General features: G+C 48.8%; 23 protein-coding genes and 1 tRNA gene. 16 read left to right on the top strand and 8 right to left on the bottom strand.

Annotation, left to right across the window (positions count from 1 at the left end; translation table 11 throughout):
* Positions 1–31 precede the first annotated feature (31 nt).
* The 3 genes from pheA to PV02_RS11345 form a co-directional block, all read right to left on the bottom strand.
* Positions 32–919, bottom strand: a complete 888-nt coding sequence (gene pheA / locus PV02_RS11355) for a prephenate dehydratase (RefSeq protein ID WP_256623534.1) — start codon at positions 917–919, stop codon at positions 32–34.
* 91 nt (positions 920–1,010) lie between these two features.
* Positions 1,011–2,195, bottom strand: coding sequence for a mechanosensitive ion channel domain-containing protein (locus tag PV02_RS11350; RefSeq protein ID WP_256623533.1), 1,185 nt, complete (start codon positions 2,193–2,195; stop codon positions 1,011–1,013).
* Between the two features lie 86 nt (positions 2,196–2,281).
* Positions 2,282–2,743, bottom strand: coding sequence for a nucleoside deaminase (locus PV02_RS11345; RefSeq protein WP_256623532.1), 462 nt, complete (start codon positions 2,741–2,743; stop codon positions 2,282–2,284).
* Positions 2,744–3,086: 343 nt separating this feature from the next.
* Here PV02_RS11345 and PV02_RS11340 point away from each other — a divergent pair, with 343 nt between their 5' ends.
* The 3 genes from PV02_RS11340 (at position 3,087) to PV02_RS11330 (ending at position 5,576) form a co-directional block, all read left to right on the top strand.
* Positions 3,087–3,380: a DUF4405 domain-containing protein gene (locus tag PV02_RS11340; protein WP_256623531.1), complete on the top strand. Its 294-nt coding sequence runs from the start codon at positions 3,087–3,089 to the stop codon at positions 3,378–3,380.
* A gap of 121 nt (positions 3,381–3,501) precedes the next feature.
* Positions 3,502–5,022 carry an AMP phosphorylase gene (locus PV02_RS11335; protein ID WP_256623530.1) on the top strand — a complete coding sequence of 507 codons (1,521 nt, stop codon included), beginning with the start codon at positions 3,502–3,504 and terminating at the stop codon, positions 5,020–5,022.
* 11 nt (positions 5,023–5,033) lie between these two features.
* The gene (locus tag PV02_RS11330) at positions 5,034–5,576 is read left to right on the top strand and encodes a tRNA (cytidine(56)-2'-O)-methyltransferase (RefSeq protein ID WP_256623529.1); all 543 of its coding nucleotides are present in this window, start codon (positions 5,034–5,036) and stop codon (positions 5,574–5,576) included.
* A gap of 20 nt (positions 5,577–5,596) precedes the next feature.
* On the opposite strand, the gene PV02_RS11325 is transcribed toward PV02_RS11330, so the two are convergent.
* Together PV02_RS11325 and PV02_RS11320 are read right to left on the bottom strand one after the other, a co-directional pair.
* A complete protein-coding gene (locus PV02_RS11325) occupies positions 5,597–5,755 on the bottom strand; it encodes a hypothetical protein (protein ID WP_256623528.1) in 159 nt (52 codons plus the stop codon).
* A 12-nt stretch (positions 5,756–5,767) separates the two neighbouring features.
* The gene (locus PV02_RS11320; protein ID WP_256623527.1) at positions 5,768–6,508 is read right to left on the bottom strand and encodes a Nif3-like dinuclear metal center hexameric protein; all 741 of its coding nucleotides are present in this window, start codon (positions 6,506–6,508) and stop codon (positions 5,768–5,770) included.
* Positions 6,509–6,674: 166 nt separating this feature from the next.
* On the opposite strand from PV02_RS11320, the gene PV02_RS11315 reads away from it, so the two are divergent.
* The 6 genes from PV02_RS11315 to engB are packed head-to-tail and all read left to right on the top strand — an operon-like array spanning position 6,675 to position 12,547.
* Positions 6,675–7,418, top strand: coding sequence for an RAD55 family ATPase (locus tag PV02_RS11315; protein ID WP_256623526.1), 744 nt, complete (start codon positions 6,675–6,677; stop codon positions 7,416–7,418).
* 12 nt (positions 7,419–7,430) lie between these two features.
* Complete coding sequence (locus PV02_RS11310) at positions 7,431–7,931, top strand: hypothetical protein (RefSeq protein WP_256623525.1); 501 nt, start codon at positions 7,431–7,433, stop codon at positions 7,929–7,931.
* Positions 7,932–7,983: 52 nt separating this feature from the next.
* Positions 7,984–9,582, top strand: coding sequence for a CARDB domain-containing protein (locus PV02_RS11305; protein ID WP_256623524.1), 1,599 nt, complete (start codon positions 7,984–7,986; stop codon positions 9,580–9,582).
* A 5-nt stretch (positions 9,583–9,587) separates the two neighbouring features.
* Positions 9,588–10,853: a DUF11 domain-containing protein gene (locus tag PV02_RS11300; protein WP_256623523.1), complete on the top strand. Its 1,266-nt coding sequence runs from the start codon at positions 9,588–9,590 to the stop codon at positions 10,851–10,853.
* A gap of 31 nt (positions 10,854–10,884) precedes the next feature.
* Positions 10,885–11,928 (top strand): DHHA1 domain-containing protein, encoded by a 1,044-nt coding sequence (locus tag PV02_RS11295; RefSeq protein ID WP_256623522.1) that lies wholly within the window; start codon positions 10,885–10,887, stop codon positions 11,926–11,928.
* Positions 11,921–12,547: a GTP-binding protein EngB gene (gene engB, locus PV02_RS11290; RefSeq protein ID WP_256623521.1), complete on the top strand. Its 627-nt coding sequence runs from the start codon at positions 11,921–11,923 to the stop codon at positions 12,545–12,547. Before PV02_RS11295 ends, engB begins: the two co-directional genes overlap by 8 nt.
* Before the next feature lie 2 nt (positions 12,548–12,549).
* On the opposite strand, the gene PV02_RS11285 is transcribed toward engB, so the two are convergent.
* The 3 genes from PV02_RS11285 to PV02_RS11275 are packed head-to-tail and all read right to left on the bottom strand — an operon-like array spanning position 12,550 to position 14,742.
* Positions 12,550–13,185: a TatD family nuclease-associated radical SAM protein gene (locus PV02_RS11285; protein ID WP_256623520.1), complete on the bottom strand. Its 636-nt coding sequence runs from the start codon at positions 13,183–13,185 to the stop codon at positions 12,550–12,552.
* On the bottom strand, positions 13,178–13,549 hold the full coding sequence (locus PV02_RS11280; RefSeq protein WP_256623519.1) for a gamma-glutamylcyclotransferase family protein: 372 nt from the start codon (positions 13,547–13,549) through the stop codon (positions 13,178–13,180). Before PV02_RS11280 ends, PV02_RS11285 begins: the two co-directional genes overlap by 8 nt.
* Before the next feature lie 2 nt (positions 13,550–13,551).
* Positions 13,552–14,742 (bottom strand): geranylgeranyl reductase family protein, encoded by a 1,191-nt coding sequence (locus PV02_RS11275; RefSeq protein WP_256623518.1) that lies wholly within the window; start codon positions 14,740–14,742, stop codon positions 13,552–13,554.
* 198 nt (positions 14,743–14,940) lie between these two features.
* Here PV02_RS11275 and PV02_RS11270 point away from each other — a divergent pair, with 198 nt between their 5' ends.
* The 7 genes from PV02_RS11270 (at position 14,941) to PV02_RS11240 (ending at position 21,801) form a co-directional block, all read left to right on the top strand.
* Positions 14,941–15,702 (top strand): hypothetical protein, encoded by a 762-nt coding sequence (locus PV02_RS11270; RefSeq protein WP_256623517.1) that lies wholly within the window; start codon positions 14,941–14,943, stop codon positions 15,700–15,702.
* Positions 15,703–15,798: 96 nt separating this feature from the next.
* Positions 15,799–16,533 (top strand): FKBP-type peptidyl-prolyl cis-trans isomerase, encoded by a 735-nt coding sequence (locus PV02_RS11265; protein WP_256623516.1) that lies wholly within the window; start codon positions 15,799–15,801, stop codon positions 16,531–16,533.
* Between the two features lie 105 nt (positions 16,534–16,638).
* Positions 16,639–16,724 (top strand) — tRNA-Ser (locus PV02_RS11260).
* Between the two features lie 632 nt (positions 16,725–17,356).
* Positions 17,357–18,256 carry a VOC family protein gene (locus tag PV02_RS11255; protein WP_256623515.1) on the top strand — a complete coding sequence of 300 codons (900 nt, stop codon included), beginning with the start codon at positions 17,357–17,359 and terminating at the stop codon, positions 18,254–18,256.
* A gap of 1,206 nt (positions 18,257–19,462) precedes the next feature.
* Positions 19,463–20,209 carry a DNA/RNA nuclease SfsA gene (gene sfsA, locus PV02_RS11250; RefSeq protein ID WP_256623514.1) on the top strand — a complete coding sequence of 249 codons (747 nt, stop codon included), beginning with the start codon at positions 19,463–19,465 and terminating at the stop codon, positions 20,207–20,209.
* Between the two features lie 140 nt (positions 20,210–20,349).
* A complete protein-coding gene (locus tag PV02_RS11245) occupies positions 20,350–21,039 on the top strand; it encodes a SatD family protein (protein ID WP_256623513.1) in 690 nt (229 codons plus the stop codon).
* Between the two features lie 27 nt (positions 21,040–21,066).
* Positions 21,067–21,801, top strand: coding sequence for a DUF3307 domain-containing protein (locus PV02_RS11240; protein ID WP_256623512.1), 735 nt, complete (start codon positions 21,067–21,069; stop codon positions 21,799–21,801).
* The last annotated feature ends 213 nt before the right edge of the window (positions 21,802–22,014 follow it).

Raw genomic sequence — 22,014 nt, 5'->3', positions numbered from 1 at the left:
CGCTTGTTGTCGTGGCCCGCTGTCTCTTCGATCACACTGGCTCTGATGCAGGATAGGAGCCAAGCATCTTTAACATGCCGACTTTTGACTCTACATTATATATTGCTTCTTTTATAATATCATCGCTCGTCCTGCCTTCAAGATCGATATAGAACAGGTAGTCCCCAAGAGTCTTTTTGGAGGGCCTGGATTCTATCCTGGTGAGGTTTATCTTCCTGCGGGCAAATTCCCCGAGTATCTCGTAAAGAGCTCCTGGCCTGTCGCGGTCCAGATACACTATTATGGATGTCTTGTAAGTGCGGTCCTCATAGCTCCTGTAGGGGTATCCGGCAGAAGCCTCATCCGAACGCACCATTATCAGGAAGCGGGTGTGATTGTGCTTCCTGTCCTGGATATTGGATACCAGGATGTTGAGGCCGTACGTCTGAGCCGACTCGCGGGATGCGATGGCTGCCATCTCCTCGAACTCCGTGGCCAGTTTTGCAGCATGGGATGTGCTGCCTGTGGTCCTCAGCTCCGCTCCCCTGAAATTCTCCTTCAGGAAATGCCTGCACTGTGCAAGACCCTGGGGATGTGAGAGTATTATCCTTATGTCTTCCTTTCTGCCCTTTGAAAGCAGGCAATGCTCGATGGCAACAACGGTCTCACCGATTATGGTCACATCATGCTCCAGCAGCATGTCAAGGGTTACTCCTACAGAACCTTCAATGGAATTCTCCACGGGCACCAGGCCAATATCCACGGGACCTTCTCTAAGGAATGAGAAAACATCCTGTATATCGTCGCAATAATGCAGGACAGGGTCACGGCAACTCTCAGAGTGGATACTAGCAGTTTCCCCGGGAAATATTTCAGCAAGCCACTGTCCAGCAGCTTTCTCAGAGTAGGAACCTTTTGGTCCAAGCACACCGATCATCATTGAAAGAATAAACAACCTTTGATTCAATTCATCTTTTCTTTATCTGTATGGCGCTGCCATCGGTGAACCATTCCTTCGATTATATAAAAATCTATGTACGTCCCTCAAGTAACTTATCAACCCTGAGTTCCAGTTTACTGTATCTGTCATCTATTGCATGTTCCCTTGTATCAAGGTCAGCTATCATGTCAAGGATATGCTTCCTCTCCTCTTCGTCCATATCCTTCCTGATACCAGCTTTGCTCTTCAGTAGGTCGAGGGAAGGCTTCAGTTCCTGTTCCTGCTCTGCCAGCGACCTTAGTTCAATCTTCATGCTTTCCAGGGCTTTCTCATCCGGCAGTTCCTTTATTCTTTCCTCTATCGCTTTTCTTCTTTCGGGAAAGCGCTCCCAGTTGGTGTATATGGCTTCCAGGTTCCTGGCCTCGATAGCCTTATCGAATATAATGTCCTCGGTCTTTGGTATTGACTCATCGTGCATTACCGGTGTTCCTCCCTTCTCTTCAGGAGGTATGCATACGTAATCGTCTTTCAGGTTTCTCCTGTTCGTATAAGTAGGTGAAACGATCTCAATGTCAGCCTCGTGAAGTGAGTCCATGACATTCTTTTTAAAATCGGACCTCTTTGTTATGATGCTTTCCACGTCTCTGAGCAATCCTCCAACTTTATAGGTGACAGAAAAATCTCCCAGTTCGGTGACATGCACGAAAGGGTTCTCAAGCCCTGTCCTTTCGGCTGCAATCAGCAGGTTCTTTTCAATGGTCTTGCGTGATATATTATATCCAAGGGAAACACTTGCAGAAATGATCGTACCCGATGACCTGATGGTCTTGAGCGGATATGATACAAGCATCCTGTTCGGTATCATTATGAGGTCCCTGTCAACAGACTGTACCTGGGTGTGCAGGAAATTTATCTCGGTCACCCTTCCGAAGGTGTCGTTGGTCTTTATGAAATCCCCTCTCCTGAAAGGGTTGATCAGCCGGAGCATTATGCCTGCCATGGCGTTGGCGACAAATGTGGTCGAAGCAAAGGTGATGGCTGCACCGATAACGATACCTGCGAGGGTCAGGATCAGGTTCTTGTCATCAGTGCTCAGGGGAAGGGTCAGTACTGCTATCCCGAGGCCGGCAGCAAGGATGATCAGAATGACCAGTTGCTGTATTATCCTGTCTTTTGAGAAGAATGCCTTCTTCCTGAAAAGATAACTGAGCACGAGCAAAAGCAATAATGTGATAGCAAATGATACGATACTTACTGCAAAATCTTGAAGTGGCATTCCTGTCCATCCGCCTGCAGGCCCTTATTCTTATTAATATATTTTAAACAAAGTTACTTAATATACTTGATGTTTCCCCTTACTTTTCAGTACATCTGCTTGTCCGGTTTCTTTTCCCAGCGCTTAAGCAGCTCCAGGCATTTTTCTTTTTCGATGTTGATACGGCTGAGCTCCGAACCATTCCCACTCCTGATTATCTCATAGAAACGGCTGTCATCAAATCCTATGCGTGCAACATCTTCCTTGCCGGAGCCGAAATAGACTGTCCTGATGCGCGCCCAGTAAATAGCGGCAAGACACATGGGACAGGGCTCCGAGGTGGTGTATATCTCGCAATCTGACAGGTCGAACCTGTCAAGCAGCTCAGAAGCCTGCCTTATGGCCAGTATCTCCGCATGGGCCGTGGGGTCGTTTGTCCTGAGTACTTCGTTATGGGCTCTGGAGATGATCTCACCGTCCTTTACTATCACCGCACCGAAGGGTCCGCCGTGATTATGGTCCATCCCGTGCCGGGCTTCATCTATGGCTGTCTGCATGAAATAATTCATAGAAACGTATCACTACTGATTGTTTTTAAGTACAGTGGTTGCACTGAGGCTTCGGCATCATTATCTGTTATGTAAAGCTTTCTCAGGCAATCAAAGGTTCACTAAACCTTCATTAGTCATACTAAGTTTGTTTGAGGCTCAATTTTTTGTAAGCATCTATTTATTTGAACTTCCGGATCAGGGGATTGTTAAGATCACATATGCAGCACTACCAACCACTGCAAACTATCACAACGAACAACCTCTACCTCTGCAACAGTGTATGTGATCTTATCATCACTCATGAACTAAAATCGGGTTGAAACGAGAACCAAAGGATAAAGAAGTAAAACAGGAGTTTAGAATGAACAGGTCAAAGCTGAATTATATCGTGGACATCCCACTATTGGCACAGTCATTTATAGTGAGTCTTTCAGGGATCCTGATGTACGGAGGCAAGGGTATAAGCTACCTGGGGCTGGACGGAAGGGAATGGCTTCATATGCATGAACAGATCGGGATTATCATGGTTGCATTCTCAGTCATTCACGTCGTACTGCACTGGAGATGGATGGTCTGCTTGACCAGCAATCTCTTCCGCACCAGTAAGGACAGAGCATCCTCTAAGTGTCAGATGGAAGTGACTGCAGAGGTTTAGAACATTGCCTGCTTGAAGCATTTCCATCATATTTTCCATATTTAAGCACAACTACCATAAACATATTTACCCTTAGTTGTTATCTAGTAGTGCATTTGACAGTACTAAAAAAGGTGGAACCATGCAGTTAAAAGTACAGCCTATTGATATCAAGGTCGGTAAATACAAGGTCGTTATGAACACACTGGATGCCAAGGAGCTTGGCGTCTATGAGGGTGACAGGGTAAGGGTGCGTAATCACGCTACTTTGACTGCAATAGTGGATTTCACGGAAGATATGATAGCCCCGGGAATGATAGGCGTCTACCATGAGGTACAGGAACAGCTCCGCAAGGAATGGACCGAGACAGTCGATGTTGAGCCCGCGGAGAAGCCCAAGTCTGCCCATATAGTCCGCAAGGTGATGGATGGCAAGAAACTGGAAAGGGACGAGGTGAACCTCCTTGTGAGGGATATAGTTGAGGAGAACCTGAGCGATGTTGAGCTTGCCGCTTTCATTACATCCACCTATATAAGGGACCTTTCAGAGGATGAGACCGAATGGCTTACAAGGGCTATGATCGAGACCGGGGAACAGATAAAGTTCTCCACTTCCCCTATAATGGACAAGCACTCGATAGGCGGTGTTCCAGGGAATAAGATAACACTGCTGGTTGTTCCTATAGTCGCGGCCAACGGCCTGCTCATACCAAAGACCAGCTCCCGTGCCATAACCGGGGCCGGAGGCACTGCAGATCTGATGGAGATCCTGGCGCCGGTGGACTTCACAGCCACGCAGATCAAGGAAATGACGGAAAAGGTCGGGGGGGTCATCGTATGGGGAGGCGGAACCAACATTGCGCCTGCCGACGACAAGCTTATCAAGATCGAGTACCCGCTTTCAGTCGACCCCCACTGCCAGCTCCTTGCCTCCATCATGGCCAAAAAGGGCGCTGTAGGTGCCCAGAAGGTCGTCATGGATATACCAATAGGTCCCGGCACCAAGATACTCGATGTGAAGGCCGGGCGCAAGCTTGCGAGGGATCTCATAAGCCTTGGAGAGCGCCTGGGCATGGATGTGGACTGCGCCCTGACCTACGGCGCCTCGCCTGTGGGAAGGACAGTAGGTCCGGCACTTGAAGTCAGGGAGGCCCTGAAGGTCCTTGAGACAATGGAAGGTCCCAACAGCCTCATCGAGAAGAGTGTCGTTATAGCAGGCATGCTGCTTGAGATGGGTGGAGCCGCACCACGTGGCCAGGGAAGGGAGCTTGCTCTCGAAACGCTTAGGAACGGCAAGGCCCTGGCAAAGATGAAAGAGATAATCGAGGTACAGGGCGGTAACCCTGATGTCAGTTACAGGGATATAGCTGTTGGGCAGCACACTGCGGAGATCCTGGCACCCTCCAACGGGTATATCATCGAGTTCTATAACAAGAGGATCGTCCAGCTGGCACGCTTCGCAGGCGCTCCCAACGACAAGGGGGCAGGTGTCCTTATCCACAAGAAGCGCGGTGAATCCGTGGCGAAAGGCCAGCCTGTGCTCACCGTCTATGCCGACAAGAAAGAGAAGCTTGCAGACGCAGTAAGATATGCAAGGGAGTTCCCGCCAATTTTCGTCGAAGGCATGCTCATTGAAAGAGTTGACGAGGTCAAGGGACTCTGAAAGGGTGCATGATGAAGAGGATAGTTATATTAAGGCTTGGCCATCGTCCTGTGAGGGATAAGAGGATAACCACTCATGTCGGGCTTACTGCAAGGGCCTTCGGGGCCGAGGGCATGCTGCTGGCATCGGATGACAGTAAGCTCGCAGAGAACATCATGGACGTTGCAAAAAGATGGGGTGGGGAATTCTACGTCAGGAACGATGTAAACTGGAAGGCCGAGATACGAAAATGGAAGGAAGAAGGTGGCAAGGTATGTCACCTGTCCATGTACGGGGTCAACCTTCCTGACGCAGCCAGCGATATTGGGCAGTGTGAGAAGCTCCTGATAGTCGTGGGAGCCGAGAAAGTACCCTTCGAGATATACGAAATGGCTGACTGGAATGTTGCGGTAGGGAACCAGCCCCATTCGGAGGTCGCTGCAGTGGCTGTGACCCTTGACAGGATAGCTTCGACCGATCCCCTCAAAAAAGAGTTCGCTGGCGGGGAACTGAAGATCATCCCGGCTGAACGCGGGAAGAAGGTCGTTGATAACAGGCTGGAAGGACGAGATTGAGGACGGCTGGAGACCGTCTTTCAATCCTTTGATTCGTTCTTTACATCAGGGCCCCTGTAGATGCCTCTTCTCTCATAGTCGCCGTAGCCTCTGTGCTTGGGCTTTTCCTTGAGCTTTGACTGTTCCTCCAGCATTCTTTCCAGTTCATCTTCATCTATGTGTGAATCACCGTCTGGCATAGCCCTGCAACCTCAGAGTACTTCGATGAAAGGGTTGTGGTCGATGAATTCCACGTCAAGCCTCAGCTTCTCCTCCAGCACAGTGCATAGGTCCTGCATGCCCGGATTCTCTGTTGCGTAGTGGGTGGCGTCCACCAGCAGCATGTCCTCCCATGAGCGGATGATGTCATGCTTCAGCTCTGCAGAAACATAGGCATCGACATCATACTGCTTTGCCACCGCGAGGTACTCGTTCCTGAAGCCGCTTCCTCCAAAGACCATGACCTTGCTGATCTCTTCCTTGCGGCCCGTGAACTGGACATGGGTATCCAGGCTCTTTGCAACGTGGTTCACAAAGGTCTCGGCAGGACAGGAGCTGACAGTCCCGATCTTTCCGACCGCGGTATCAACAATGTTGGAAAGGCCTATCCTTCTTGCAAGTGCGTCGTTGATGCCTCCCTTTGCCTTATCGAGATTGGTGTGCATCGAGTACAATGAGATATTGTTGTCCAGGGCTATCCTGAGAATTTCCGCAAGAGGCTTATTGATGAGGTTCAATGGGTGGAAGATCAGGGTGTGATGTGTTATGAGCAGATCCGCTCCTATATCTGCTGCTCTTTTCAGCACATACCGTGTAGGATCAAGAGACACGGCAATTTTCTGAATGTCATTCTCAAGATCCAGGGTGAGTCCAATCCTGCCAATATCGAAATCCTCTGCCAGTTCAGGAGGAGCTATTTGTTCCAAGGTGGCAACTACATCTGATAGCTTCATAGATAAAGGATATTTTCCAATCAATTTCAATTTGTCGCAGCCTGGAAGGTAATTAGGATACTAATATGTATAATACTATTATGTATATTATTAGCTGCATAATAACAGTAATATATCTGCACGTAATAAATATAATAAAAGATAATATATTTACCGAGGGCACCTTATGAGAATTAGAACTGGAATTGATGGTCTTGACGAGATCCTGCAAGGAGGACTACTATCGGAACGTGTTTATCTTCTAAGTGGTCCTCCCGGAAGCGGCAAAACCACATTTTGCGTCCAGTACCTTGCACAGGGGGCGGCGCTTGGGGAAGTAGGTCTTTATGTAAGCCTCGTTGAGAGCCCGCAGAACATCATCGATGATATGTCCAATTACTCCATGAACGTTATAACCCTCATCAAGATGCATAAGCTCCTGTTTGCGGACCTTGGGCCAAGGATGGACTATGGTTTTATTGATGAGCTGCATGAAAGCGGTCTTAATGACCATGATATGATCAACTCTCCGGCAGACCACGGGGCACCTTCCCCAGCAACGGTGTATAAGGAAATTGCATCATATGTTGCTGAGTACGGTGTAAAGAGACTGGTGATAGATTCGGTCTCAGCCATACGTTTCACATCAAAGGACATGTCCCTCCAGGAAAAGGAGATGAGCAGGTTCATACGCAACCTGAAGAAGCTGGGCTGCACCACGATACTTATATCCGAGATGACGGACCCCACGGCATATTCCACAGAACAGTTCGCATCACATGGGGTCATATTCCTGCACAATTTCCTCTATGATAAGACAATGACGCGCGCTATCCAGATCATCAAGATGAGAGGGACGAAGCACGACTGTAACCTGCGCAGCGTGGGTTTTAATGAAAGGGGCCTGTGTGTCCTGGGAATGCTTGAATGAGGATGTGAGGCTATGGTCAGGTTTTTCAAAAAGAAAGAGGAGCAAGCGCAGCTCACAAGGTCTGAGGTCGACGAGCTTGTCAAAAGTGCCTATAAACTCGGTTTTGAAGTAGGATACCATAAGCATTCCGAGCTCGGCTGGGTCAGCGAGCAATACTCGATGCTGGAAGACCTTGCAAGGGAGTCCGGTCTTGGGAAACTTGTAATGCAGAACTACAGGGACGGCAAGGAATATGGCTCCAGGGCCAGGGAGCGGGATCTCAAGGTCGACATGTCCAAAAGGAGCTCGGAAAAGCAAGCAGAGAGAGCGAACCTTTTCTCAGATCCTGTGGAGCTAAGCGTAAAGCACACCATTGAAGCGGGCTACAAAAGCCAGCGTAAAGCGGACGATAATACTGCAGGACTTATACAGCAGCCTGCGCTTACAGATCTCCCGACCTCCACTTCCAGGACCACTGTAATTGACAGGCCTTCCCAGCTCAAGGGCTTCAAGTCACTGATACCGAAAGAATAGTCCTAAAAATGATATCTTCTTAATTTTTACTACTAACGCATGAGGATGAGCAATGTTCCGAAAATCCCTTATCTTTTTATTTTCATTGATGCTTCTCTGCCTGCCTGCATTAGCCTATACCGCTGATGATATTGAATGGGCGGACAGTGCGACCAAGAGCGGTACCCTTGGCTGGGGAGCTACCCTTGCCATGGACACTTATGTCATCAAAGCCGAGGACTTCAATACTGACGGCTTTGTCAGTATCAGCATAACCAGCAACAATCAGGTAAAAGCTATTTCTCCTGTGAGAGTGGGGGAAAGCCTGACATATCGTGATACGGAAAACGGTAACGACGTAAAAGTGGTTGTCGATTCGGTAACCCTTAATATCGATCCGTGGACCGGCAACATGAAGGACCCCAAGGCTGCCATCAAAGTGTATAAGAGAGCCTATCCCAAGATGAAGATCGAGATCACCACCGATAAAGATCCGGCTACATATGATCCGAGGCTGACGGGTTCATCTATTGTTACGGCAACTATCAAGATCAAGAACGAAGGGGATGCCAAAGCCTTCAATATGGATGTTGAGATTGACCCGTGCGGAATGGAGCAGACTTCAGGAAAACTGAAGTACAGCTATACAGACGTGAAGGAAGATGATGTTCTTGAGCCTATAGTTGTCAAGTTCAAGGTATCTGAATACTGGGACCAGACAAAGGTCGACTTCAAAGTCACAACAAGCTCCAGGGATATCAACAACCAGATCCACACCAACGAAGGAAAGAAGACACTCACCATAGAGCCTGTTGTCGAACTCATCATCACCAAGAGCATTCCAAAGGAAATATACATGGATAGGTCTGTTTATGTAACGGTGAGCGTCTACAACAAAGGCCTCTACAGTGTAAGTTCTGCAACTGTTACAGACACCCTTAATCAATACTTTGAGCTGCAGGACAATGCCAATCTGGAGACCACAGTTTCCCTTGCACCGGGTGAGACAAAATCGGACCTGCTCAAATATACGATGAAACCTGTAAAAACAGGCAAGAACACACCTCCTGCAACGATTGCGACATTCACGGCTCCTGACGGCAAAGTGCGCACATTCAAATCAATAACCTCCGAGGTCACAGTGAACGGGCCCAATATAGTGCTTACCAAGACAATAAGCCCTTCTTCCGTAAATCCGGGTAAGGAAGCGACTGTCACTGTAAAGGTTGAGAATCAGGGTAACAGGGATGCCAGTGTGATCACGTCAGAGACCCTGCCTTCAAGTGTATCTTTCGTAAGCGGTAACCTGGAATTCAAGGAAGTGCTTAAAGGAGGTAAGTCCTCCACCTATTCCTATGTCATCAGGACAAAGGAAGCAGGAGAGATAAAACTCCCGGCAACGGCTGCAACGTTCATTGATATGGAAGGGTTCAAAGGCGAAAGGATATCAAATATGCCTGTACTCTCGGTTGTTGATCCGCAGGCGCAGGGTTCTGCCTCGCTTGCAGATGATCCGAAGACGGACACTTCCGGCGGTACATCAGGCAGCACTCCTTCCACTGACAGCACCGATCCCTCGGATGAGAGGGTGCAGCCGGGATTTGAAGCATCCCTTATGATATTCGTTCTGGGATGTGCCTTTGCAGTGATCAGGCGCAGGGAAAAGCAGTAATTGTTATGAACCCGGTATATCTCAGAGTTGCTTGCTTGCTGGTATCCCTGCTGTGCCTGTCCGGCCTTGCGAGTGCCGGTTCATTCACCGATGAGGATGGCCTTGAGTGGCTCGACGCAGGCAACTACACCCTTTATTGGGGGCAGGAGGTGAATACCAGCGGCTATCTGATAAAGGCCGCTGACTTCTCACCATCCAAAGCCTTTGACACTGACAGTGATTATGTAATGCTTACTGTGAAGAGCAACCGCTCCGAGACATGGCAGACTATCCTTGCCAGGAATAATTCAGACATCCCGGATAATCAGATATTCGGGGACAGGCTGAATGTCACTGTTCTGAGCGTCGTCACAGGCAGCAACATCCCCGTGCCTTATACAAATATCAGTGTCTATCTTGCGAATGTGACCGCGTCCCGGGAGGTCGTGATAGAGAAGATAGATGCGACAATCTCAGTGGAGGAGAACAGGGCAAAAGAGGTCTACATGGGTGAGCGGGGCCACTTTGAGATCAAGGTGAGGAATCTCAGGTTTGTTCCGACGTCGATACAAGTTGTCCAGACAATACCCGATGGCCTCATATTTGATCCTGATGTGGATATGGAATGGAATTGCACCCTTGCTCCGGAGGGACAGAAGTCTTTCCAGTATTCCCTGAAGGCACTAAGGCCCGGCACTTACAATTTTACCGGTACGCAGGTGCTGGTCCGGATGGACGGGCGGGTTTACAGCAAAGTCCTGAACGATACGCAGTTCGTTGTACATGGTCCGCATATCAATCTTACGAAGGCCCACTCTGCGGAAAGCGTGCAGGTTAATGATATTATCCGGATGCGGGTAACGGCTGTAAATGAGGGGGACAGGGCTGCCTATGTGTCAGTTTCCGATGAGCTTCCCCAGGGTGCCGTATTGATGGAGGGCACTACCGGCAGCAGCAGGATACTGTATCCTTCGGAAAATATCACCCTGGAGTATTCCCTAAGGATGGGAAAGGCAGGCAATATTGTAATGCCATCAGCAAAAGCAAGCTTTAAGGACCCCAGGGATTACGAGGATGTAGTTTACTCAAGGCGCTATATGCTTTATGTCCGGGAATATGGCGAACAGGACAGACCGGCAGACTATTATGATACGGGCTACCCGGAGTATACAAGCGCCGGCGAGAGTGCAGAACAGCCGGAGCCTCTGAAGGAAGATCACGGGATGTTCCGGATATTCTATGACCTGATAGATGCTGTAAGGCAATTAATATCCGGTCTTAGGCAAAAGTAAAATAGTTGATAGTGCTTTCCTTTTAATACAGATGAACAGATCAGAAACAAAGATAAGGGGCAGGCCAAAGTATAGGTCTTCCTCCAACAGTAGAACTGACAGGTCCCTCATTTTGACGCATGGCGATTCTGACGGCGTCTGTTCAGGAGCTATTGCCAAAAGTGCTTACCCTGAGGCTGAAGTTTATTTTACTTCGCCAGTAGGTGTGCTTGACGACCTGAGAATGGCTGAAGGTTTCAGGGATGTCATCATTTGTGATATCGCCATTGATGCAAGGTCGTGCACAGCACTGTTCAATCGGCTTGAGGAACTTTCCCGTAATACGAACATCATATACATTGATCATCATCCCCTGCCTGATAAATGCTGGGACGTGGACTGGCTCCATAATGACCTGAGCATGTGCGCTTCCGAACTGACATACAAGGTGCTTGAGGACCGGCTGAACAGTGACATGCGCAGGGTGGCTATCTACGGGGCTATAGGGGACTACTACGACAATACCCCTTCCATTAAAGAGTGGCTGCAGGACTGGGACAAGAGGAGCCTTTTCTTCCAGGCAGGCACCCTGATCCAGGCCCTTATTCACATGGGCCGCAATTATGAGTTCAAGAGGAAGCTGCTCCTTCCTCTTTCACGGGATACCATTCCCACGGAGATCCCTTCCGTTCCAGAGATCGCAAGGGAGGGTGCAAGGGCTGAGGAAGCCCTCAGGCTGAGGATCAAAAAGGATGTCACATCCCTCCAGAACCTGGCCTATGTGATCGACCCGAAAGGCTATATGTCCAAATCTGCTATTTACGCAGCATCCTATGGTATGCGCGGAGTGGGCATTGCTGCCGAGTACCGCGAGCATAAGGATGTATATGATATGAGCCTCAGATCCCGGGCGGATATAGACCTGAACAGGCTGCTGCGGACTGTGGCCCTGAAGCATGGGGGCACAGGCGGGGGACATGCTTCGGCTGCCGGAGCAAGGATCCCGGCTGCATCCTTTGTGGATTTCCTGCAGGATCTCGATGCTGCAATAGGTGCTGAAAAAGGGAAGGTCTTAAGTGTGAGTTATAATGGCTGATAATGACGATATTACTGAAGGAGTGAATTTTGAGATAGTGTTCGTGGGCAGGTCCAATGTGGGCAAATCTTCCCTTATACGGGAGCTCACCGGACAGAAGGTGAGGGTGGGCAAGCGCCCCGGCGTCACACTGAAACCCACGCAGATACGTTTCTCAGACCTCCTAATTACCGATATGCCCGGTTTCGGGTTCATGAGCGGCGTAAAGGAGCGCAAGCAGGACATTGTGAAGGACCAGATCGTGCGCTACATAGAGAGAGGCACTGAGCGTATCAGGCTTGCTGTAATGGTTGTCGACGGCCCCGTGTTCGTGGAGGTTGTGGACCGCTGGGAGTCAAGGAACGAGATACCCATAGACCTGGAGATGTATGACTTCCTGAGGGAGCTCGGCATCGACACGGTTGTGGCTGTCAACAAAATGGACAAGCTGAAGGAAGAGGAGCAGAACGATATCCTCGACGGCATCGCGGACAAGCTAGGGATGCTGCCTCCCTGGAGACAGTGGATAGATTCCATTGCGCCCATAAGCGCAAAACAGGGTAAGATCAAGCCCCTCAACTCAATTATCCGGCAGCGCCTGCATGCCGAGAAAAGGGACGACCTGTTCAGGTATTTCTGAGCTCACCTGACCCGGAAACTGGCCCCAAGGCGATACGCTATCCTTTCACATTTATCGATATCTATCTGGGGCATGCCCACAACGGTCATCTGCGTCCTCAGGCCAGCTTTTACGGCTTCTTTCGTGAATTCCAGGACGGAATCATATGCATCGCTGAAAGCCGGGTGACAGAGCTGGTTATATTTTTCCCCGGATTCCGCATTGAGACTTACGGAGACTGACTCCATGCCCGCAGCTTTGAGTTCTGCTACGACGTCCCGTCCGGGATACATGAGCTTGGCATGGCCGTTGGTGTCAAGGCGCACCCGCTTGCCTCTTTCGCTCAACCAGCGGGTTATCCCGAGGACCGTATCAAGCCTGCATGTTGGCTCCCCGAAACCGGTGAACACTATTTCCTTATATCGCCTGAGATCTGTATTCTCAAGTTCGTTTATGATTTCCTCATAGCTGGGCTCTGCCGTAAGCCACAGATTATAACCGTAAACGCCGTCACACAGATCACGGATACAGAAGCTGCACTTTGCGGTGCATCTGTTTGTAATATTAAGGTAGAGGTTCCCGTGGGATTCATAGCCGATGGTCCCCCCGGTGAACCGGTTTTGTGAGTTATTACTGTCAACTTTGCTGCTATCAGGCATTTTTATTCTCCACAGGCTTTTCTTTCCAGATACCTTCAGTTACAGTACCGCACTTTTCCACGCTGCATGGGGCTTCCCTGAGGAAATACATCCAGGCCGTAAGGCCGGATTCAAGTTCCACGTGCTCCCTGTAGTACCAATCACCCTCGTAGTCATCCAGCTTTCCCAGCAGTTCGCTGCTGATATCATAGACCTCGCCGTATATAGGGGAAACCTGCCGGTCCCTGAGAACACCGGGGAAGTGATGCAGGTCGATCATGGCAAAACATTCCCGGGTGCGGGTCCTGCAGATGAGTTCTGAGCCTTCCATCAGTCCATGTTTTGAGAATCCTTTCTTCAATGAACCGTAGACAAATATATGCATATTCACTCAAGACCTATATTAAGTTTTAAGAGGCTTTTTTTGACGGGATCGGGCAGCTGGCCGCACTGGATGGCTTTCATGTGTTCCGGTGATATGACCCTGATGGCTGCGCTCATAAGTCTGTCCGAGAGCATGAGCTTGTCCATGAGCCTGCGGGCATAGACCGCTGTCCTGATCTCAAGTCCCATCTGCTCCCTCCAGCGTTTATCGTACTCGATGAGGCTGCACCTGCCTTCCAGGCTGTCGGCCGCAGTTTCGCCGGCTATCTTGCCGCCTACCATAGCTGTGGATATGCCTCCCCCATTGGTGGCAATGATATGTCCTGCAGCATCCCCTGCAATTACAGTGTCACTGGTGGCGGTCATCTTCGGTGCGCCACCAACCGGGACAAGGCCTGCGACAATAGACAGGACTGAGGCGCCCTCAAGCCTTTTGCTTGCGATGGGATGCTTGTGCATGAACCTGTCAAGGTAATCCCTTGCACACATCCCTTCCCCGAACATTGCCTCGCGGATGCCGACGCCTATATTGGCCGTGTCCTCTCCCTGGGAGATGATCCATGCGTAGCCTCCGGGCACGTAATCCTTGCCGAAGTACATTTCAACGGCTTCCCTGTCCACATCCACGCCACTGACCTCGTATTCGAACGCCGTGCCTGTGCCCATGGGGTCTGCACTCCTGGGCATGTTGGCGGCTTTTGCGACGACGGAGTTGGGGCCGTCTGCTCCGATGATGACCTTGCCCCTGACAATGGCATCGCCAAAAGCTCCGTCCATCATAAGTTCGGTGCCTCTCACTTCAGTGACATTGGTTCCCACAAGCAGGTGTGCGCCTGCCTTTGCCGCCTGTCTTGCGAGATATTTATCAAAGCGCCTGCGGTCGATGGCATCGGCCCTGACGTTGAAGCCTTTTGAATAGCCATCGGGAGATATGAAGCGCTGGTAGGAAGTGGTGGTGTGGATGCAGGATGCAGGTATTTCCTCAAGGGTGAAGGGCAGCTCCGCGTTCGGGACCAGCTCTCTCAGGGTCTCGTAATGGGGCAGGAAGCCGCCGCACTGCAGGGGTGTGCCGATATCCTTCTTCTTGTCCACCAGGAGCACCGAATGGCCTCTCCGGGCTGCATACATGGCTGCCGTGGAACCTGCAGGACCGGCACCAACAACTATTATATCGTACGAATCATCAGGCATCATGGTATGTCCGCTGTTTTGACCGAGAATTATAGAGGGTTATGAACGTTTACAGAAATATGCCGTGCTTGTGTTTTCGTGCAGGACGGAATACCTGCAAGCTCTCATGCATTATGCTTATCACAAACCACATTCTATTAGATATATCTAACTATCATCTATTTAAGCAACTATAAGTGACTGTCAGCTAACGGCTGATACTTGTGGCGAGAGACAATGGTTTACGAATACAGGGCTAATGTTTGGATAGTGCGTGCAGGGTACTGCGGGCAGCAGGAAAGGGAATGTTTTGAGAAGGGTGTGCTCTCCCTGGACCTGAACCTGCATCTTCTGGAGCAGTTCGGTCAGGAGTTCATGGAGCTGAGGGATACGCCTGTTGACCACAAGAAGCATTTCTATCTTGGCGAACAGTACAGGGAGTTTGACGACAGGTTCAGGAAGGAGTTCGAGGATGCTACTAAGGGTGTTGATATTTCCTCGGAGAGCGAACGCCCTGAAGTGGTCAGGAAGATGCATAATCTCAACAGGAAACTTAAGAGCTTCAACCAGGAACTGAGGCAGTTTGACGAGACAATGCATAAGTTCGATAACTTCGAGAGGCGCGAGCAGATCAAGGAAATGATCGTTACAAAACTGGCTGAGCTTGATGAATCGGTACTCGATGTGTGGTCCGAGGATGTTTTCAATTTTACTATCGGCATGAAATTGAACGATATTGTGATACTCCCGCTGGAGTCGGAAGGTCTTGCCGGCGTGGGAAAGGTCAGGGAGAATTACAGGTTCAGGAAAGGCTTTGGTTACCTGAGCCACTACCGGCGGATGTGGTGGGCTGACGACAAGGTACCACTTTCGGGCTTCTGTTCAGAGTTTGCCGGGCTGATGGCGTCGAAGCACTCTGTCATACCTGTTGAGGGCAGCTGCAGGGAAACTATAATGGACATTGTCTCCAGAAGCACTTTCTGAATGTCCTGACTGCCAAAAGGTTCTTAAAGAAATATGAGTATAGCGTGCAGGTAATTCTATTCATAGAGCAGTAACCAATTAACTGAGTTGATCAATTTGGCAATCGAGAAAGGCGATTTCATTAGAATAAAATACACTGGAAAGTTCAGTGACGGCATGGTTTTCGACACAACCGACGAGCAGCTTGCAAAGGACAACGGTATTTTCAACCCTCGCGGCGTTTACGGCGGGGACATCATCGTTGTCGGCTCAGGCCAGACCATCAAGGGCCTTGACGAGGACTTCGTGGGCAAGGAACCAGGATATTCCGGCACTCTGACCGTTCCTCCTGAGAAGGCTTTCGGTAAGCACAACCCTGCTCTTGTAGAGACCATGTCCGTGACCAAGCTCGGCGACCAGCTCAAGGGCAAGAACCCATACCCCGGCATGCCTGTGGAAGTTAACGGCAAGCGCGGAGTCATCGCCCAGATCATTGGCCGCAGGGTCCGTGTTGACTTCAACCACGCCCTTGCAGGCAAGGAAGTCGAGTACGAGTACACCATCGAAGAGAAGATCGAGGACAAGCTCCAGAAGGTCAAGGGTCTCATCGCTCTCTACACCGGCGTTACCGACATCGAGGCAGAGGTCACTGACGACCTTATCCGCATCGTCACACCCCTCGAGCTCAGCTTCAACCAGAGATGGCTTGTCAGCAAGATGAACATAGCCAGCGAACTTATCGAAAGGCTCGGCATCCCCCACCTCGAGTACGTAGAGAAGCACCCCTACGTCCCGCCAACAGAGGAAGCACCCGCCGAGGAAGCAGCTGGGACCACAGAGAGCGAGGAATAAACCCTCCCTCTCCCTTCATTCTTTATTCAACATCTCCCACATCGTTTTAGTATCAAAAGCCTTATATCTGAATCCGCTATTAAGGAACCATCCACAATCCAATATGCTGAGGTAGCCAAGTGGTCCACGGCGCCGGTCTTGAAAACCGGTAGTGCTCACGCGCTGCGGGAGTTCGAACCTCCCCCTCAGCGTTTTTACTAGTTTTTTATGAATTAGATTATCTTGGCTCTGTAGAAAACCTATTAAGATCAGCATATATGGATTAGAGTTTGAATTATGTCCTAATGTCATGTAGCGTAATCAATAATATTTTAAAACATGCCTATTTTCGGCAATTGATTAAAAATGAGAAGAGCTCTTCTGAAAAAAGGTGTCAGCTACTCAGATTAGCCTGTTTCAATGATATGTATGCTATGTATGCACTCGTGATTACTGCAATGGCAATTAAAGCTATTAAATATCTACTAAAAAAATCGTCCCAGTAAGCACCAACAGCAACGCCGATAGCGAGGAGTGCAAGCTTAAACATCCCTATTTGCCACCAAGTAAATGTATACGATTGAAAAGGTTGCATGTATACTTATATATTTTATATTTATATAAATCATCTGGACATGGCCTATAGAAAACCGGACTTTACTATAATTTCAAAAACGGATAGATTCAAGGAGGATTTCTATGGAGGTGACTCAAATAGTTAGAGACCCTTTATATGTAGTCAGATTTGAATACAATGCTCAACTGAAATCAATCCATATCACCATTGTTTCCTTCATCACTTTATACAATAACTGCAGCTTTTAATGTAAGAATGGTGATCAGCATGCAAAAGATAGTTCCACATCTATGGTTTGACAAAGAGGCCGTTGAAGCTGCAGAATTCTACACTTCCCTTTTCGGGAACTCAAGGGTCAAAAACAGGACCGTTCTCCCTGATACTCCTTCCGGGACCGCGGAAACAGTTGCCATTGAGCTGGCAGGACAGGAATTCATGCTTCTGTCAGCAGATCCTCTCTTCAGGTTCAATCCTAGCATATCATTCCTTGTTGCCTGCGACACGAAGGACGAAGTGGATACGCTCTGGAAAAGACTGTCCGAAGGAGGCAATGCGCTCATGCCTTTAGGCGCGTATCCTTTCAGTGAAAGGTATGGGTGGACTGAGGATAAGTACGGTCTTTCGTGGCAGATAATGTTCAAAGGCGACACTGAAATAGCACAGAGGATTACCCCGACTCTCCTGTTCACCGGCGATCAGAGCGGGAACGCGGAAAAGGCCATCAATTACTATGCTTCCGTGTTCCATAATGCAAAAATTGGCAATATCCTCAGGTATGGTAAAGGTGAGGAGCCTGACAGGGAAGGAACAATAAAGCATGCCTCATTCACCCTCGAGGGACAGGAATTTGCGGCTATGGACAGTGCTTATGCGCACGGTTTCACATTCAACGAAGCGATCTCCCTTATGGTGTACTGCAAGGATCAGGAAGAGATCGACCACTACTGGGGTAAACTGTCGGCTGTTCCTGAAGCCGAGCAGTGCGGCTGGCTCAAGGACCGGTTCGGGGTTTCATGGCAGATCGTTCCCGCCGTGATGGATGAGATGATGAAGACCCAGGATGCGGAAAAACTGGCAAGGGTAACAGAAGCGTTCCTTAAGATGAAAAAGTTCGATATTGCGGAATTGCAAAGGGCATACGAGGGAAATCAGATCAGCGCTCTGTGAATGGTCTGAATATATGTTTCAGCTCATGCTCAGGTATCCTGATCATTGTATCTGAGACAAGATCATTTCAAAAGCAACTGAAATTATAATGCCGCTAAATAATCAGTTGTGACCGAAATATAATATAGTTCGCAGAATTAAGAACAAATCATGTTATATACAAAAAATGCCTACTAGGTATTGCGAGTAAGGGACACTCGCAAACCTAAGAAGAAATATTGGGGAATATTTCGGATTCGTAAGGAAAGAGGCGCCTTAAAGCGTGGTGGTTTCCAGGCGCCTCATACTACCTTGTTCAGATCTGAGCCTAAGACTGACCTTTTCATATAAAAAACGTTCCCACCGATAATCTTTATTTCCTGTGCAGGGCATTTTTCCCGAGTTGACAGAAGATTCTTTCCTGGATGGCTTGCTAAATTAAATTTAAGTCTGCAATTAAAGTTCAGTCAACAAAAAGATTCTTTCTTCCGACAGATTGATGCAGTTAATATTTTTCAGCAGCCCTATACCTAAATTCTAACGTCTTGATAATAAAAGGCAACTGCTTTTGAATAATCATCGGTTATGTTAAGTAAGATGGACACTTATCCTCAATTGCAGTTCTATTCGCATGGGACTGCCGGGATAAGCATCCTGCCAGGAACAACGAAAGACAGGATTCTACTCCGCAAGTGAAAGTCAAGGCTGATCTGATACAGCAGGGAAGCGTTATTGCCGTATGCATTTCGGCTACTTTCACAAGTGCATCCTCAGTGCACCAACCAGCGACAGTCACCCCCACAGGAAAAAACAGAATAACGTAAATTCTATTATTTGATCTTTCCTGTGCTCCCTGTATTGTTTTTATTCTCTTGTCCTTTTCCTATCCTTTTTTTATTCTTTTCATTCTAGAATTTTCTGCTGCTGCGCAATCAATCTTTTCTTGTTTTAAAGGACTTGAGCTCGATCATGATCCTATTTGTTGCAATGTCTTTTATTGTGTTCAGCCATATCTATATGGGAAGTAGTCGTATTCTCACCGGACGGCATAAACGGCTGCCAGTTACCTGTACAGGGGGAATGGGCTTCCACGATGGGACAAAAGGACTCTTTACCTACAGGTTGTATCAGCATCACCTTGCAGGAGAATATGCCCGTGCAGTGGCAATATATCTTGATTCTCATATCCGGGCTGGCCGGTGAGTTATGATCTTTGGATGAGTGCCCATGACAGATAAAAGGATTCATTCTGCCAGATATCAGACCGAAGTCATCCACATCCGTACAGATGTCCAGGGTACGCTCATAGCAAGGCCCAACAGGTTCCTTGCCATTGTTGAGTTGGGCACCGGAGGGGTAAGGGAGCATGTAAAAGCTCATGTGCATGACCCTGGGAGGCTCACGGACATACTCTATCCGGGGAGCAGTGTCCTCCTGAGAAAAGCGACAGGCCTGAAGAGGAAGACCGGATGGGACCTGATAGCAGGTAAGGTTTCAGATGACTGGATACTGATCAACTCCTCTTTTCACGGGCAGATATCACGATGGGTGATAGAAAATGGTATCGTGGATCTGCTGAGTGATTGTGACAGCATCCTGCTGGAGCAGAAGTATGGGAGCAGCAGGCTTGACTATCTTCTTCGGAAGGATGGGAAGGATATATGGGTAGAGGTTAAAGGATGCACGCTGGCAGAAGGCGGGGTAGCCTCTTTTCCGGATGCGCCCACTACACGTGGGAGGCGTCACGTCGAAGAGCTTGTAAAAGCAAGGGCTGAAGGTCATGAAGCCGCCATGCTTGTACTTATCTTCAGGCCTGAAGCTGAATGTTTCAAAGCCAATGAAATAATAGATCCTGAGTTCTCAGAGGTGTTCAGCAGGGCAATTGGATCGGGTGTTGCTGTGTTCCCTTTGCTGTTTGCTTTTAAGGCAGGGATTATATGTTTTTGCAAACAGCTCCCTGTCTGCCCTCCTTAGCGATTTAGCTGGGCGCTAACTTATATCTTTTACCGGAAAATATAAGCTTTACAGCCGATAAACTTATAATATAAGCTTAACAACTAATAATTACTTAATATAAGTTCTCGAGTCCATGAACGATCGGATGGAATTGTAAAATGATGCATAAAAATGATTTGTGCGCAGTCATAACAGGGGATCTTGTAAAGTCCTCGGAACTGGAATATCAGGACAGGGAATCCGTACTTTCCAGCCTGCGCGAGTCCTTCGGGTCGATAGGGGAGCAATTACATCTTCAGGATACTGTTCTCCTGCCATTTGAAATCTTCAGAGGGGACAGTTTTCAGGTAGTTATTGCCCGGCCGGAACGCGCCCTGCTCTTGTCCGTATTACTGTCGCTGATGCTTGATCTGTCTGCTAAGGAGAAAGGCCTTTCTGCAAGGATCTCAATAGGGATCGGGACCGTTGGCTATATTCCCCCTTCCGGCAATGTAGGAGAGGCAGATGGAACGGCTTTCAGGCTTTCAGGGAAAATGCTCGACAGTATGAAACAAAAAGAGCAAAGCCTGCTGATAAGCACCCAGGGTCCGGCACTGAACATGATGCTTGAAACCCAGTGTGCGTTCTTTGATCTCATTTACGGCAGGTGGACAGGTATTCAGAAAGAGCTGATAATGGAAAAGCTTTCGGGCTCAACCCAGGAAGAAATAGCTGCCCGCCATAGGAAATCCCAGTCCGCTGTTTCCCAGAGCCTGAAGGCAGCAGGCTTTGATGCTGTGAAAAAGTTTATCGCTAACTACGAGAACTTATTTAAATATCCGGATATCTTTCTAAGAAGTGATCAATAAGGGATACCCGCATAAGAAGTGATATTGATGGACCTGGATTATCTGAACATATCGCTGTTGGCAAGACTCATTCTTGCACATCTGCTTGCCGATTTTGTGTTCCAGACAGGGTCCATGGTGAGTGATCGCTTTGAGAACAAATGGCGCTCCGGATGGCTTTACGTACATGGCCTGCTGGCGGGAATGCTTGCATACGTACTTTCAGGAGCCTTCGGTTATGCCTGGCTGTTCGCGGCATACGCGGCTTTGCACATATTGATCGATGGCTTCAAATCCAGCCGCAAGGACAACCTCAAATGGTTCGTTCTGGACCAGGTGGCCCATCTATTCACAATCCTTGCCTTATGGGCTGTGATCTCGGGTTTCACAGGCGCGCTGTCTATCCCGGAAGCCATCTTGCTGCCTCTTGCCGGGGCAGGGTTATGGATACTGCTTGTTGCCTACGTGGTCGTTATATGGCCATGTGGGATCATTATTGGTAAATTCACCGGGCCCTGGCACAGTGACAAGGAAGGGACCGAGGATGCAGGCCTGTTGAACGCGGGCCTGTGGATAGGCCGCCTGGAGCGGTTCCTGATCCTGACCTTTGTGCTGCTTGACCAGTATCAGGCAATAGGTCTTCTCGTTGCTGCAAAGTCTATATTCAGGTTCACCACGGACAGGAGAGTTAGTGAATATATACTGATAGGCACTCTCCTGAGCTTCACTGCTGCAGTGCTTGTGGGCATCGTTACAAGATGGCTGCTTGGCTTGGCTTTATAGCTGTCCGGTAAACAGTCGTCTAAACTGTAGAATAATTTAAGAAGACTTAAATAAGACTTTGCCAATCTCCTGAACAGAGCACGATGATATGCGGCAGAAGCATGTCTTTAGCACTAGCTGGCATACCAACCACCTTTTTGTACAAGTGCACGTGCCTTTTCTTCTCCTGTTTTATTTCTGTTATGGTTAAACTCTTATAATTTTTAAGTATTT

Source organism: Methanolobus chelungpuianus (assembly GCF_024500045.1).
GTDB lineage: Archaea > Halobacteriota > Methanosarcinia > Methanosarcinales > Methanosarcinaceae > Methanolobus > Methanolobus chelungpuianus.
The sequence above is the reverse complement of the archived record's forward strand: the minus strand, read 5'-3'. Positions and strand labels throughout refer to the sequence as shown.